Source organism: Paenibacillus ginsengihumi DSM 21568, assembly GCF_000380965.1.
Taxonomy (GTDB): Bacteria; Bacillota; Bacilli; order Paenibacillales; family NBRC-103111; genus Paenibacillus_G; species Paenibacillus_G ginsengihumi.
Window position 1 is genome coordinate 22,077 of sequence record NZ_KB905549.1, and the last position, 14,700, is coordinate 36,776.

General features: G+C 59.9%; 13 protein-coding genes. 4 read left to right on the forward strand and 9 right to left on the reverse strand.

Annotation, left to right across the window (positions count from 1 at the left end):
- Positions 1 to 50 precede the first annotated feature (50 nt).
- Together F591_RS0101405 and F591_RS0101410 are read right to left on the reverse strand one after the other, a co-directional pair.
- Positions 51 to 1,223, reverse strand: a complete 1,173-nt coding sequence (locus F591_RS0101405) for a DNA sulfur modification protein DndB (RefSeq protein WP_026326303.1) — start codon at positions 1,221 to 1,223, stop codon at positions 51 to 53.
- Positions 1,223 to 2,359, reverse strand: coding sequence for a DGQHR domain-containing protein (locus F591_RS0101410; protein WP_019532795.1), 1,137 nt, complete (start codon positions 2,357 to 2,359; stop codon positions 1,223 to 1,225). The genes F591_RS0101405 and F591_RS0101410 overlap by 1 nt, the downstream gene beginning before the upstream one ends.
- 699 nt (positions 2,360 to 3,058) lie before the next feature.
- On the opposite strand from F591_RS0101410, the gene F591_RS0101420 reads away from it, so the two are divergent.
- Positions 3,059 to 3,250, forward strand: coding sequence for a hypothetical protein (locus F591_RS0101420; RefSeq protein WP_019532797.1), 192 nt, complete (start codon positions 3,059 to 3,061; stop codon positions 3,248 to 3,250).
- 146 nt (positions 3,251 to 3,396) lie between these two features.
- Here the strand turns inward: F591_RS0101420 and glpK are convergent, their stop codons facing one another.
- Positions 3,397 to 4,884, reverse strand: coding sequence for a glycerol kinase GlpK (gene glpK, locus F591_RS0101425; protein WP_019532798.1), 1,488 nt, complete (start codon positions 4,882 to 4,884; stop codon positions 3,397 to 3,399).
- Positions 4,885 to 5,499: 615 nt separating this feature from the next.
- Here glpK and F591_RS0101430 point away from each other — a divergent pair.
- Positions 5,500 to 7,170, forward strand: a complete 1,671-nt coding sequence (locus F591_RS0101430; RefSeq protein WP_019532799.1) for a glycerol-3-phosphate dehydrogenase/oxidase — start codon at positions 5,500 to 5,502, stop codon at positions 7,168 to 7,170.
- 505 nt (positions 7,171 to 7,675) lie between these two features.
- Here the strand turns inward: F591_RS0101430 and F591_RS0101435 are convergent.
- The 4 genes from F591_RS0101435 to F591_RS0101450 form a co-directional block, all read right to left on the reverse strand.
- The gene (locus F591_RS0101435) at positions 7,676 to 8,245 is read right to left on the reverse strand and encodes a glycerol-3-phosphate responsive antiterminator (protein ID WP_019532800.1); all 570 of its coding nucleotides are present in this window, start codon (positions 8,243 to 8,245) and stop codon (positions 7,676 to 7,678) included.
- 60 nt (positions 8,246 to 8,305) lie between these two features.
- Complete coding sequence (locus tag F591_RS0101440; RefSeq protein WP_019532801.1) at positions 8,306 to 8,845, reverse strand: DinB family protein; 540 nt, start codon at positions 8,843 to 8,845, stop codon at positions 8,306 to 8,308.
- 65 nt (positions 8,846 to 8,910) lie between these two features.
- Positions 8,911 to 9,858: a helix-turn-helix transcriptional regulator gene (locus tag F591_RS0101445; protein ID WP_019532802.1), complete on the reverse strand. Its 948-nt coding sequence runs from the start codon at positions 9,856 to 9,858 to the stop codon at positions 8,911 to 8,913.
- Positions 9,855 to 10,358 carry a hypothetical protein gene (locus F591_RS0101450; protein ID WP_019532803.1) on the reverse strand — a complete coding sequence of 168 codons (504 nt, stop codon included), beginning with the start codon at positions 10,356 to 10,358 and terminating at the stop codon, positions 9,855 to 9,857. The genes F591_RS0101445 and F591_RS0101450 overlap by 4 nt, the downstream gene beginning before the upstream one ends.
- Positions 10,359 to 10,755: 397 nt before the next feature.
- Here F591_RS0101450 and F591_RS27120 point away from each other — a divergent pair, with 397 nt between their 5' ends.
- Both F591_RS27120 and F591_RS29360 read left to right on the forward strand, forming a co-directional pair.
- Positions 10,756 to 11,928 (forward strand): hypothetical protein, encoded by a 1,173-nt coding sequence (locus F591_RS27120; RefSeq protein WP_019532804.1) that lies wholly within the window; start codon positions 10,756 to 10,758, stop codon positions 11,926 to 11,928.
- Positions 11,925 to 12,455: a YhcN/YlaJ family sporulation lipoprotein gene (locus tag F591_RS29360; protein ID WP_019532805.1), complete on the forward strand. Its 531-nt coding sequence runs from the start codon at positions 11,925 to 11,927 to the stop codon at positions 12,453 to 12,455. The genes F591_RS27120 and F591_RS29360 overlap by 4 nt, the downstream gene beginning before the upstream one ends.
- Positions 12,456 to 12,623: 168 nt before the next feature.
- On the opposite strand, the gene F591_RS0101465 is transcribed toward F591_RS29360, so the two are convergent.
- Positions 12,624 to 13,484, reverse strand: a complete 861-nt coding sequence (locus F591_RS0101465) for a DUF421 domain-containing protein (protein WP_019532806.1) — start codon at positions 13,482 to 13,484, stop codon at positions 12,624 to 12,626.
- A gap of 285 nt (positions 13,485 to 13,769) precedes the next feature.
- Positions 13,770 to 14,699, reverse strand: coding sequence for a 1-phosphofructokinase family hexose kinase (locus tag F591_RS0101470; protein WP_019532807.1), 930 nt, complete (start codon positions 14,697 to 14,699; stop codon positions 13,770 to 13,772).
- Position 14,700: the final 1 nt, after the last annotated feature.

Below are 14,700 nucleotides of genomic sequence, written 5' to 3' on the forward strand. Positions count from 1 at the left end.
CAAGCGGCGGCAGTATGCCGAACGCTTGGGGCTTTTTGGGCAGCTTGCGTTTAAGCCGTCGCTTCGTCTTCTTCGATGGGATCGCCGTGCATTTGCTGGAACAGCCGCACGAATTTGGCGTGCTTGCGCAGCGACTTCTCGTGGATCAGGTTCAGCTTGCCGTTGTCCAGCTTGCCGAACTCCTCGATCAGCATCTCGTTATCGTGCGTCCAATCGAAGCCCTCGAAGATGCTCAGGCAGGAGGTCCAGTTCTTCACATACTTGCCGTCCGAGAACAGATGGCGGTGGGCATACAGGGCGATGCTTTCCTGCATGGCGCGCGACGACGAGCTGTACTGCGGCAGGCCCGGCTGCTCGGGCATGAGCGGCAGCAGCGTGCTGTAGAACTGATGCAAAATCTCGATGTACGTCGACGGGTCCTGCTTGATCTTTCTCGCCAGCTCGTAGGACGGCTGCATTTTTCCGGTGAACAGCATCGTCGCCGTCGAATAAATCCAGCTGAACGAGGTGAAATTTTTGTTGTACGCCGTCAGGTTGGCCCGCCGCTCGACGCCGGCCCCTTTGAGGAACACGTTGTGATCGACGACCTGCTGAATGATCACATTGAGCGGATCGATCGAGTCGAACGAGTGGCCGAGCTCCTTGCTGACGAGCTGCACTTTGGAGTTGATATCTCCGAACAGCTGCTTCTCCTGCTCTTCATCCAGCCCGATGTACAGCTGTACGGCCAGCTCGCTTTCCATGAGCTCCAGGCGGCGCTGCTCCAGTTGGCGCACCTGTCCTTCCAGCTGCTCCAACTCCTGGGCCAGCTCGGCGATGTCCGGATTTTTGCGGCACTTGATCTTGAGCGCCGCCACCTTCTTGTCGAGGCTGCGCGCTTCCTTCAGCATCTGCTCGTTGACATAGCCGAGCGCCAGGATGCGGTGCTGGCCGTCGAGAATGCTCAGCTTCGCGCCGGGACGCAAATACAGCCCTTCCTCGGCCTTGGCCAAGCTGCTGACATCGCGCAGCGACAGCGTCACCGGTCCGAAAAAGACGCGGTCCAGGTCGCGCTCCTGCAAGTAATTGGATATTTTCCGGCGCTGGCCGGCGCTGAGCTTCCGCTGAACCATCGGATCGATCGTCGTGTAGTTGAGCAGATCCTGCACCTGGATCGCTACGGTTGCCAAGCCGAATTTATCGCAGAACGGATGAATCGTCATCCGCAGACAAAGTCCGTCCATCATACGACGTCCTCCTTATCCCGAATCAGGAACAGATGGTGCTCCTGATAAAATTCTTTGACGTACTGATAAGCCTTCATGATGCGCGTGCGCCGCGGCAGACGGTCCTTCTCGTCGCCCGAATAGATCGCGTTCCAATCGATATGCGGCAAAATTTTGACGGCATAATCCAGCGCGTATTTGTTGAAGGTGCCGGTCTTCTTCACTTCCTCGTGGAAGAACATCGCCAGCGCGATCTGCAGGTTCTCCGTCCAGCAAAGCTCGCCCTTCTCCGGCTCGGGCAAATATTTCAGCAACGCCTCGAAGTAGGCGGAGGCCAGCTTCAGATGCTCTTCAATCTCGGCATCGGTGAAGTAGTAGCCGTTGTTGCGGGCGGCCGATTTCAGGCGACCCTCGAACAAGCCGATCAAAATCTCGATCAACAGGTGATACGAGAACAAATATTCCGGCCCTTTGCCCCGTTCGGTGAACATATCGACCGGGATGCGCTTCATCACCGGCGCGCTCTCCACCAGCTTCGAAGCAAGCACGTGATAGAAGCGGCGCTGCTCGCGGAGCACGGCCAGGTTGCCGCCGATTTTGCGCGGAAGCTTGTTGATGTCGGAGAACAGCTGGCGCTCCTGGCGGGCGTTAATATCCAGATAGATCATGGTGGACATCGGGAAAGCGTACAGCTTCCGCATCTTGTCCGTAATCTCTTCCATTCGATCGTACTCGCGCCGGTCTTTAGCCCTGGCCATGGCGCTTTGCAGCGTTTCCATCAGCCGCTGAAAGGCAGCCAGACGATGCTGCCCGTCGACGACGTACAGCTTCTCGATCGCCTGCAGACGGTACACCTGCGCCGCCTCGTCGTATTCTCCCGCGCCTCTCGCCGACAGAATGATGCCCGGGAAATAGATCGTCTGTCCGTGATCGAGATACAGCATGATGTAATCCATCAGCTTGGACAAGTTTTGCGGCACGATCGAGCGCTGCACCTCGAGATCCACCTCATAAATAGAAAAAAGCTTGCTCATCGGCAGCGTCGTTGAAAGCGTCGTTTGCCCGAACGTGCGGGAGAGAACTCCCGGAATTTCGATGAAAGAAGACGCTTTTTGCTCTGCCAGCAGTTCCGATAAAGATGAAACCGGATCCATTCATACTCCTCCTTCTATATGCGTTGTCAGCTTTAAAAGCCGAACCGAAAGCCGCGCCAGAATGCCACCGGAATGCCAAAAGCTTGAAACTGGATGCGCTTCAGCGAAAGCCATAAGATCGGGCAATGCAAATCCGTCGAAAGCTTCTTGACACAAGGCAGATATACTAATTTTACGTTAGTAGGTTCATATAGTTCCATTATACACCGATTTGTCACGAAACATTCAGCATATTGGTATAAAAATGTAGGATTTATTGCCCGCTTGTTTGCAGACGCCGCAGAAGGCTCTGCGTCAGGCGACGGCTTCCCTCCCCAGCCTTCCATAAACATAAAAGCGTTTCCTATTCTTTACAGGCTTCAGGGCGCTCGAACCCGTCATTCGAGCGGGAGGCAAGCGATCGGATGCCAATAGCCGCAGCCGGTTCACGGACCGCTCGAAAGGCATTCCGAATGATCAGCCTATTCTATTTTACTGATTGTGCGGCAGAAATTAAAGTCATACTTTAACGATTCATGAAGAAATGGGCGGCGATTGGCGACGGCAGGCCGCAAAAAACCGAAATGAAGCTGCCGACATCGGCCCAGCGGCGTTGCCCGAGGGGATGCTTTACGGTTTGACAATCTTTAACTAGCTTTCATGAGGAATAATTTGCTATAATAGACAGTATCAAATTATGGTAATCAAGGGGCTTTTTTCATGATTCCTATGTCGTATGCATTCAACTTCTTTCTGGAAAGAAATGAGGAAATCAATACGGCTGTGCCGCCGCTCCCGATACCTATAGAATACCACATCCTGATTCTGGCCGTGCTGCTCGCCGCCTGTTATTGGGCCGACCGCAAATACCGCCGCAACAGCAAGAACAAAAACAAGGATTCCAAGGATTGATCCGCCTTGTCAACCGGGGCGGGGAACACGGTCCGCAGGCTGCCAGCCGTCTCCCGCATTTTTCCAGACGAAGCAGGGCTGTATTCCGCCGCTCCATCTGCGGAATGCAGCCCTGCATCTTGCCTGCCGCTGTTGCCGGAGCCGGTCTAACGGTCCAACTGGTAGCCGAGCGCCTGCTTCCAGCCGGAATAGACGGACTCCCGGTATTCCTCGCTTCGCTCCGGCTTAAACGTGCGGTCGTAGCCTGACAGCTGCCCGATCTCCTCCAGCCCGCTCCAGAAGCCGACCGCCAGGCCGGCAAGCAGCGCCGCTCCGAGCGCCGTCGTCTCGACCACTGCCGGCCTCGTGACGGCCACGCCCAGCAAATCCGCCTGGAACTGCATCAGGAACCCGTTCCTGGCCGCTCCGCCGTCGACGCGCAGCTCGCTCAGCTTGGTGCCCGACTCCTGCTGCATCACCTCCAGCACGTCGCGGCTCTGGTAAGCGATCGCTTCCAGCGCGGCGCGCACCAGATGAGCGCGGCCGGTACCCCGCGACAGCCCCGAGATCATGCCGCGGGCGTTCGGCTGCCAATGCGGCGTGCCGAGCCCGGCAAAGGCGGGCACGAAATAGACGCCGCCGGTGTCGGGCACCGACAAGGCCAAGCTTTCGGTTTCGGCGGAATCGCCGATGAGGCCGAGCCCGTCGCGCAGCCACTGAACGACCGCCCCGGCGATGAATACGCTGCCCTCCAGGGCGTAGGTCACCTCGTCGCCGATCTGCCAGCCGACCGTCGTCAGCAAGCCGTTTTGCGACATGACCGGCTTGCCGCCCGTATTGGCCAGGATGAAGCAGCCGGTGCCGTACGTATTCTTGGCCATACCTGCGCGGAAGCAGCCTTGGCCGAACAGAGCGGCCTGCTGGTCGCCGGCGACTCCGCCGATCGGAATGGCGCTGCCTTCTCCAAGCAGCGCGGTATGCCCGTACAAGCCGCTCGACGGGCGGACCTCCGGCAGCATCGCTCTAGGAACGCCCAGCTCCCGCAGCAGCTCGTCGTCCCATTGCAGCGTATGGATGTTGAACATGAGCGTGCGCGAGGCGTTGGACACGTCGGTGGCGTGCACCGCTCCGCCGGTCAGCCGCCAAATAAGCCAGGAATCGATCGTCCCGAACAGCGCCTCTCCCCGCTCCGCTTTCTCGCGAATTTCGGGGTGACGGTCGAGAATCCACTTCAGCTTCGTACCGGAAAAGTACGGATCAAGCACAAGTCCCGTCTTCTGCCGGAACAGATCCGTCAGCCCGCGCGCCTTCAGGCTCTCGCACAGCTCCGCCGTCCTGCGGCACTGCCATACGATGGCCGGATGTAGCGGCTTGCCCGTCGCCTTGTCCCAGACGACGGTCGTCTCCCGCTGATTCGTAATGCCGAGCGCGGCGATGTCGGACGGCGCGATGCCTGCTGCGGCCTGCTTCATCACTTCCAGCTGCACCTGCCATATTTCTTCGGGATCGTGCTCGACCCAACCGGCCACCGGGAACCGCTGGGTGAATTCCTGCTGCGCGGTTCGCACGACGGCTCCGCGATGATCGAACATAATGGCCCGGCAGCTCGTCGTTCCCTGATCGAGCGCCAACACGTATTTCGGTTTCGCCGCCACGGGTAATCTCCTCCTTAAGAGCGCTTTCTTTATTTCGAGCATCCGGGCACAATGCGCGCAAAACTATAGGGCGCGGCCGGGCTCGGGGAAGCAGTCTCGATTCATGTAAAATAAATCACAACCGACAAGAACAGTTCATCGGCAATCTAACATAGCGCTCTTCGGCCTGTCAAGACCCGGGCGGGCGCAACCAAAGCGGGAGGCCTGGCGCAAACGCGGGGAAGCAGCGTACCCGATGCCGTCCAAAAGCGTACCAGAAGCCGCTAAAGGGCGCACCGAAGCTGCTAATGAGCTTCCGAAGCCGCCAAAGGGCACCACGGCTGCTAATGTGCTTACCGAAGCCGCTAAAGGGCGCGCCAAAGCTGCTAAAAGGTGTACCAATGCCGCCAAAGGGCGCTCCGAAGCCGCTAAAAAAGGTTGCGCCGATCCCCCCGCTCGTGCTATAGTAACGTTAACAAGTTAATTACGTACGGGTCAGAGATCAAGAGAAGACCGCAGCAAGCTCTACGCTTGCTCTTTCATCGGCATTTGCTGCCGGGAAGGGCTACGCCACGCATAGAGCTCGTTCTGCGTGTCTTCTTTTTGTTTGCTCCGGCCCGGGAAGGATGATGACCGATGAGCAATATCCGATTTTCCGGAAACAACCGACAAGAAATCATCCGGCGCATGGCCGCCGCGAAGCTGGACCTGCTCGTTATCGGAGGAGGCATCACCGGGGCGGGGATCGCGCTCGACGCGCAAACCCGGGGGATGAAGACAGGGCTGATCGAAATGCAGGACTTCGGCGCCGGCACCTCCAGCCGCTCCACCAAGCTGATTCACGGCGGGCTACGCTACCTGAAGCAGCTGGAATTCAAGCTGGTGGCGGAGGTCGGCAAGGAGCGCGCGATCGTCTACGAGAACGCGCCGCACGTGACGACGCCCGAATGGATGCTGCTGCCCATTATCGAAGGAGGCACCTACGGCAAGCTGGCGACATCCGTCGGCCTGCTCGTGTACGATATGCTGGCTGGCGTGAAGCGCGAGGAGCGCCGCATCATGCTGTCGAAGGACGAAACGCTGCGCCGCGAGCCGCTGCTGCGAACCGACAAGCTGAAGGGCGGCGGCTATTACGTCGAATACCGCACGGACGACGCCCGGCTAACGATCGAGACGATGAAGGCGGCGGCCGACCGCGGCGCGCTGGCGGTGAACTATGCCAAAGCTGACGAGCTGTTGTACGACAACGGCAAGCTGGTTGGCGTCCGCGTGAAGGACCAGCTGAGCGGCGAAACGTTCGACATTTTTGCCAAAAAAATCGTCAACGCCGCCGGGCCGTGGGTCGATACGATCCGCGAGATGGACAAGTCGAAGCAGGGCAAGCGGCTGCACCTTACCAAGGGCGTTCACCTGGTTATCGACGGCGGCAGGTTCCCGCTCAAGCAGGCGATCTATTTCGATACGCCGGACGGCCGGATGGTGTTCGCCATACCGCGGGACGGCAAAACCTACATCGGCACGACCGATACGAACTATCAAGGCGACATCGTGCATCCGCGCATGACGACGGCCGACCGGGATTATCTCGTAGCCGCCGCCAACTTCATGTTCCCGTCGCTCAAGCTGACGGCCGCCGACGTCGAGTCGAGCTGGTGCGGCCTGCGTCCGCTCATTCACGAGGACGGCAAATCGCCTTCCGAGCTGTCGCGCAAGGACGAAATTTTCATCGCGCCGTCCGGGCTGATCACGATTGCCGGCGGCAAGCTGACCGGCTACCGCAAGATGGCCGAGCGGATCGTCGATCTGGTCGGCAAGCAGCTCGGGCAGGAAGGCGCGGGCTCCTATCCGGCCTGCTCCACCGACCGCATCCGCCTCTCCGGCGGGGACGTGGGCGGCTCCAGCGCCTTCCCGGATTATGTGCGGAAGCAGACCGAGGCGGCCGTGAAGCGCGGCTGGGACCGCCAGGAAGCGCAGCGGCTGGCCGAGCGGTACGGCTCCAATGCGGAGCGCGTCTTCGCCATGTACGAGTCGCGGCGCGGCGAAGCGGAAGCAAGCGGCCTGCCTGCCGCGGTGTTCGCCCAGCTGCTGTACGCGATGGAAGAGGAGATGGCCGTGACGCCGCAAGACTTCTTCATTCGCCGTACCGGAGCGCTCTACTTCAACAGAGCCTGGGTGGAGCGATGGAAGGAGCCGGTTGCCGCCTTTATGGCGAACTATTTCGGCATGTCGCCGGCGGCGATCGGCGCGCACATGGAATGGCTGGACAGCCAGCTGCATGACGCGGTAGTACCGGCCGAGACGGAGTAAAGCCGAGACGGAATAACGCGGGCGGCGGGGCTCGGAAAGCGCTGGCGGAGCGGCTCGGCCGGGGACCGGCCGCCTGAGGAACCGCAGGCCGGGCGCGCTTGCCGTTCCATGCGCAGGCGACCTGTGCGCCGCGGGCTCCGGCCGCAATCAGCGATGGCGATTATCCGCCATGAGTACGACAAGACCGCCGATCAGCGCTGCGGTCGGGATCAATCCGCCGAACGAGGCGCCGGGCGCTACGAGGCCAACAAAGCCGAATCGCCCCGGCGACGACGACGGCCGACCCGGCCAGCGCCACGCTGATGAACAGCAGCACCCGCGCGGTGCCGCTCCAGCGGCGAGCCCAGTCCCATGGCGACACTGTCCCCAATTTCCCTCCCGCCTTCAACACCAGGCTTGCTCGCGCAAATTCCCCAAGTAATGAAAAAAAATCATCTTACTTCCCCCGCTTGCTCCGTTGCGGAAGAAATAAGATGATTCATCCGTCCCGAGGCGGAACGGGCTTTTAAGAAGAACCGGGCGCATAGCGCTCCCAAATCTCTTTCTGGGACGTCGTCACGGCGACGGCCCCGGCCGACAGCGCCTGCTCGACCTCCGCCGAAGTGCGGATCAGCCCGCCGGCCAGAATAGGGACGGCGACGCGCTCCCGAATTTCGGCAATGATGTGCGGCATCACGCCAGGCATCAGCTCGATATAATCCGGCCGGATCTTCTCGCTCATGCGGCAGCTGGATTCCACGGCCGTCGAATCGAGCAGAAAATGCCGCTGGATCGCGATCATTTTCAGCTTCTTGGCGGTCGCTACGGCGCTCGATCTTGTCGAGATCATCCCGGCCGGCCTGACTGTCTGGCTCAAAAATTCGATAGCGTGCTCGTCGTTCTTCAGTCCGTGAATGAGATCGACATGAACGAGAAGCTGCTTCCTCGCTTTGCGGGCGAGTCCCGCGATGCCGATCAATTGAGATACGTGGCTGTCCAGCAGGACGAGCCAGCGGTACGGGCTTTGCAGCAGCTGCTCCAAATCTTTCGGCTTTCTGATCGCCGGAAGCACCTGCTGCCCGTCGAAATGGTTCATCCCTGCTCTCCTTTCCTTCCTGCGGCTGGCCCGCTCGCGGCATTTCCGCGGCGGCAGCCCTTAGGCGCGGCTTGCTGCCAGCTGCGCCTCCAATCGTTCCAATTGGCGAAGATGATGCCGAAAATGCATGTCGACCAGACAAAACCACTCTTTCGCGTTAAGTGCGCCAAGCGCGGGATGGCGAACAGTCTGCGCAGGCGGAATGGCGTCCAGCGTCGGCTCAAGCTCCCGCATCCGCTCGGCTACGCGATGCAAGCCTTCGACAATTTGCCGCTTGCTTTCCGGCTGCGGAGGGGCAGCCTGCTTGTCGGCCGGAACCCGAATCCGGATCGGCGGAAACGAACCTGCGGCGAACACTGCCTGTCCGTTCTCCGTTTTCCCCTCCCCGCCAGCCGCCGCTTCCTGCGGATTGCCGCACAGCTCGGCATTTCTGAGCTGCATATACAGCGCCGATTGGATCAAATGCATGTACATTTGCCCAATCGACCAGTCGTCCTCCGCCGTAACGCGGGTCAGCTCCTCCAGATCGAAGCGGTCCAGAGCGCGGAGATAAGTTTCTTGTACCTGTTCAAAGCTTTGCAGTGCTGCTTTCGTATTCATAGGGGGTATCGCTCCCTTCACTTTAGTTAAGCTTACGATACCAGACCGCTGCTGACAGCAGTATGTCAGTAGCGATTCAGCATCTTTTCCGCCTCCTCGCGAAGTTTGCGGCGCAAAGCTTCCGGTTCAAGCACGACGGCTTCCGCCCCCCATCCAAGCACAGTGGGCAGCACCTCTTCAACCCGGCGCACGCGCAGCGTCAGCACCAGCCCCTCGTCCTCCGCTTCCTCCGTTTCGATCCAAAACGCGGCGTCTTCCTTCACCCTGTCGGCAAACTCGCTTCTCACCCGAATGCGCACGCGCAGCGTCCGGTCATCTGGAGGCGTGTACGCTTCCAGGTCGAAGCCGGCGGGACGCTTGAACCGCTCGTCCGTCAGCTCCAGATCGCTCATCCGGCTCAGCCGGAAATGCCTGATCCCCTGCCTGAACCGGCAAAAAGCAAGCAGCATCCAGACGCCCCCCGCAAATGCGAGGCCGTACGGATCGGCTTCGCGGACGCTTTCCCGGGTGCCGTCCGGGCCGGCGATTTTTTTCACGTAGCGAAAGCGGACGGTGCGTTCCTCCAATACGGCCCGGCGCAGCAGCTCGAGCTTGCGCTCTTCCTCCGGCCGGCTGCCATCCCGCCGCGGGGCGATCAGCTTCATGCCGGCGATGACCCGAGCCGCATCCGCCTTCACGGCCTCCGGCAAGATCGCCTCAAGCTTGGCCTTGGAGCTCTCCGCAGCGGCGCGGTACCCGGCGTCAAAATAGCGCTCTATGAAGCTGGCGCCCATGAGCAGCGCTACAGCCTCCTCCGCCGTAAAGCTGACCGGCGGCAAAAAATACCCCTCCGCCAGCCAATAGCCTTGCCCCGGCGAACCGACGATCGGCACGCCTGCCTCGCACAGCGCCTGTACGTCCCTGTATATCGTGCGCGTACTCGTCTCGAACGTCTGGGCCAAATCGGCGGCGCGCTGCCTTCCTTTGCGCTGCAGCTCGAGAACGAGGGCGAGCATTCGGTCGGTTTTGTTCATCGGCGCTGCAGCCTTTCGGAATAGGATGCCGCGAACCATTCGTAATTGTCGGCAATGCGCTGCCGCTCCGTTTCGTCTAGGCCGTCGTATCGTCCGGCAATGGCAAGAAGCAGCCCGCGCGGAAGCTGCCGGCCGAACGGCTGCAGGCTATCGGCAGACAGGCAGTCCATGATCGTGCCGAGCACGGCGGCGGGCACTTCTTGCGGCATATCGCTCATGAACAGCATCGCCTTCTCCCGGTCGCCGTAATACAGCACATGCAGCGCCATCGCCTGTACATAATCGTCGCCGAGGCTTTTGGCAAGAATGGTGGTTGACAAAGACAATGCCATCGCCGAATTGCGGCTGGACAGCTCTGTCAAAGCGCAGGTCGCCTCCTCCTCATTTTCCATCCGCAGGACGATTTCCGCCAATTCGTGTTCTGTCATCCGCCCGATATAATGCTCGAAGTTGACGATGCGGTCGACAGCACCAGCGATATCGATACTGCGCTTATCCAAGCTTTTCCCCCCCAAGGTGCAGCATGTTCCAGGCACTGCGATGAGCACTAACCAGGCCCTCGCCGGGCGCGCCCCGTCAATCTGTTCAATTTGTTTGTTCCATTGTATCACTTGGATCTGCGGATTCAAACGGGACGAGGACAAAATATTTCGGCCAGAAGCCTGCAACATACTCGCATAGCGTTGCTCGCGAGCCTTATGCCGCAAGGAATTTTCCAAGCATAATCCGGTTTCCGATGTGCAACATGAAAGGGGGTTACTCGTCTGCTGCTGCCGCGGACTCTCCCCGAAAATTCAGCGGTATCTCGCGAGCCGAATTTTCAACACCGAAGGTAACGACCGATGACAGTAGAAATCGCTGCGTCATCGGCGTCCATATGAAACGAGGAGTAAACGAATGAGAAAAACAATGCTGCTGGCGATCGGCGGAATGTCCTTGTGGGCCTTGCTGCTCGTTCCGCCCAAGCCGCACGCCGCCGCGTCGCCGCAGACGGAACGTATCGTGCTGACGGTGCAGTCCGCTCCCGAAGCCTCCTTCCGCTCGGAGCTGGAAATCCGTTCGGACAGCTTGAGCCGGGCGCTTCGCAAGGAAGGACGGCGAATGAGGGTCCCGGGCATTCCGTTTACGGACGCAACGCTAACGATCGAGGGGAAGACAGTTGCCCGTTATTGGGTGGACGGCCGCGGAAGACTCTACGATGGCAGCCGCGGGGAGATGCAGGTGCTGCCAAGCTCTGCTCGGGACGAGCTGAGCCGGCTTGTCGGCGCTTTGCGCCAAGCGCATTACGGACGGATCGTTCCCTGGAGCGAAGCGGAGAAGCTGATCCCCCGCAAGTCTGTGCTCACCATCGTCGATCCGGTCACGGGCCTTAAGTTTCGCGCCCAGCGCAGAGCCGGCTCGAGCCATGCCGACGCGCAGCCGTTGACGAAGGAAGATACAGCCGTCATGAAGCGGATTTACGGGGGCGACTGGAGCTGGAAGCGCAAGGCGATTCTTGTCCGCACCGAAAGCCAGGTGCTGGCCGCCTCGATGCACGGGATGCCGCACGGCGGCGACGGCATTCCGAACAACAATTTTTCCGGCCACTTTTGCATCCATTTTCTGGGCAGCACAACGCATGGATCAGGCCATATCGATCCCGAGCATCAGACGATGATCCGCAAGGCGGGCGGGCAATTAGAGGAATACATTCGGCAGGCGTCGCCTACTCAAATCGCCGAGCTGTTCGTCATGGCTCTCAATCTGCAGGATGCCGAACTGCTGAGAATGCTTTTCCCGCATGACGCTCACCCTCAGTTTGCCGCTTATTTAGCCGAGCTGCCGAAGATCGGCGGCATGCGCCAAACGAAGGAATCGACCGCGGCCGACTTCGCCGATTCGCTCGCGGCGGAAATTCCCGTGCACGTCTCCATGCTGCGCGCCGGCGAAAAGGAGCAGCGGCTAACGCTTACGTTCACATTAACAAGAAATTCGCTTGCCGAGCCGTGGAAAATCGATCATATTGCGCAAGTTTCCGCTCGTTCAGGGCATACTACCAGCAAATCCGAAAAGGGAGGTCGAATGAGATGAATCAACGTTTGCTTAAAGCGGGCGTCGCTTTAAGCGCGGCGGCCTTGCTGATGACGACAGGCTGCATGAACGGCGGCAATAATAATGGAGCGAATCAAGGCGGCACTGCGCAGCAGCAAAGCGCCGTGCAGCAGCAAGGGCAGCACGCCGGGGCAATGCAGGATCATGCCGGAGGCGCTCAAGCCCAAATGGATAACCGGATCGAAATCGCCGATCAAGCGTCCAAAAATATCACCCGGTTGAACAACGTGAAGCAGGCGAATGTGCTGATCACTAATCGCAATGCTTACGTCGCTGCTGTCGTGCAGGATGAGCAGGGACAGCTGTCTCGCGAGTTGGAGAACCAGATTGCGCAGCAGGTACGCGCAGCCAAGCCCGACGTGCTGAACGTCTACGTCACGACGAACCCGGATTTCGTCAGCCGCGTCAACTCCTATGTTGCCGCTGTGCAGCAAGGGCAGCCGGTCTCCGGATTCGTTAGCCAACTGAACGAAATGATTCAGCGCGTCTTCCCGGAAGCCCGATAACCGTCCAGGACGAAAAACGCTGATCCGCGGCAAGCCGGAGGCTCAACAAAGCCTCCGGCTTTTTCGGTTCGATTCGCCGTCTATCGATGCCCTTTCAAGGATGAGCGACCGCGGTTAAAGCGGTATAAAAAACACCGCCCTTCGCGCGGGCGGCAATTTTTACGTTTTTCAGCGGATTAACAAAGGTTTCACCTCGTCGATCACTCGCTGCATCTGCTCGGAGCAGCGCTCGTACATAAATTTGGCCCCCTCGTCGTCCGTCGACAGGCCGAACATTTCCAGGTCAGCTTCGCATTTTTTGAGCTGGGCCAGCAGCTTTGCCTTTTGCTGAGGCAAAGGCACCTGCAGCTGATCGTCGTACAAATCGACGTAGAGCTGGCCGTAAGCATCGACTTGACCCAAAAACACGTTTTCCAGCGGGATGCCCAGCTTTTCCAGTTCCGTATGAAGCCATTCGCGGCTTAACCCCATCGTGGCCAGCGGCTCGTCCATCATTTTGGCGTCCATGATCACAGTTTGCGGCTCCTGCTCCGGCCCGACCTTGACCCCTAGATGGTGAGGAGTCAGCGGCTGATGCTCCTTTTTAAGAAGCACGCTCAGCTCGCCGCTCGTCTCCAGAACGGCGAATTCGACGTCGGCGGCGCGGAACACGTTCTTTCTGCGCAGTTGCTCCAGCAGCTCGTCGGTGGTCAGCCGTTCCTTCTTCATATTGTCTTCGAGAATTTTGCCGTCCTTGATAATGACCCGCGCCTTGCTGTCGACGAGATCCCGGGCGAGCTTGCTTTTCAGCTGAAGCACCTCGAATCCGTACGATACCAGCACCCAGACGACCAGCGAGACGAGCCCGAGATACCAGTTGGCCTCAAGGTCCAAGGAAATGTAGGCGGCAAGGCTGCCGATCGTGATGCCGGTAATGTATTCGAATAAGGATAATTGGGATACCTGCCGTTTGCCAAGCAGTCTCGTCAGCGCTAAAAGAACGACGACAGCGAACAAGGTTCGTAAAGCTACCTCCAACCATTCGGGCATCGTGTTCACCTTCCTCGTTCAAAATTACACATCCGCCTGGACAACAACATTATTTTACAGCAGGCATCCTTTTAACCGCCGCGGCGGCTGCTAATTATTGGGGAACCACCTATCGCATAAGAAAAACGTCTATCGAAGTCCATTCAAGGTGAGCGACCGCGGTTTAGCGGTTGTTTTTCTTGGTACAGAAAGTCGCACTTCGCTTTAATCCGAAGTTAGACAAAAACGCGCCTTGCGGCCGTCTGGCGACAGCCCAGGGCGCGTTTGGCAGGCGTGACCATATGGTTATAATGCTGCGACGTCGATCTGCTGCAAGAGCGCATCGACATCTTCGCGGCGGACGAACCCCGCCTGCGGATGAAGCGCATTGGCCCCGCCCGCCGCCGCGGCGTGCCGGAGCGACTCCTGGGGCGGCAGACCGCGCACCCAGGCGGCGGCCAAGCCGGCGACGAAGGCGTCGCCGGAGCCGACGGCGTTGACCGCCTGAAGGGGCGGCGGCTTCACGCGGTACAGCGTGCCATCAACGCTGGCGATCGCCCCCTGCGCGCCGAGCGACAGCACCGCGCAGCGAATGCCGCGCGCCGCCAGGCGATTTAGCAGCTGCAGCCGCTCTTCCCCCGTCCGGCAAGATCCGCCGGCCAAAGCGGATGCTTCTGCCTCGTTCGGCTTGATCATATCCGGCCCGGCTTCGATACCGAAGCGGAGAGCAGCGCCGCTCGCATCAAGGAAGACGTCCGCCCCTTCGCCGCGGGCGAGACGAATCAGCTCGGCATAGGCCAACTTCGGCAAGCCGGCGGGCAAGCTGCCGCTGAAGCAGACGAGCCTGGAGCGCCGCGCCAGCCGAACGAGCCGTTCGCAAAACGCAGCGTATTCCGCTGCGGCGACCTGCGGCCCCGGCTCCAGCAGTTCGGTCGATACGCCCGTGCTTTCCTCGATCACGTTCAGGCAGCTGCGCGATTCTCCCGCGACCGGCTGCATGTCGTGGCGAATGCCGAGCCTGTCCAGGTCGACGGCGATCAACCGGCCGCTGGCGCCTCCGGCCAGGCCGGTAACGGTTACCGGCTCGCCGAGCAGATGCAGCACCCGCGCTACATTGATGCCTTTGCCTCCGGCGACGGCGATCGCCCGCTCGACCCGCGTCGTCATGCCCTTCTCAAAGCGCGAGACGAAGTAGGTTTTGTCGACCGCCGCGTTCAAGGTGACCGTCGTGATCATC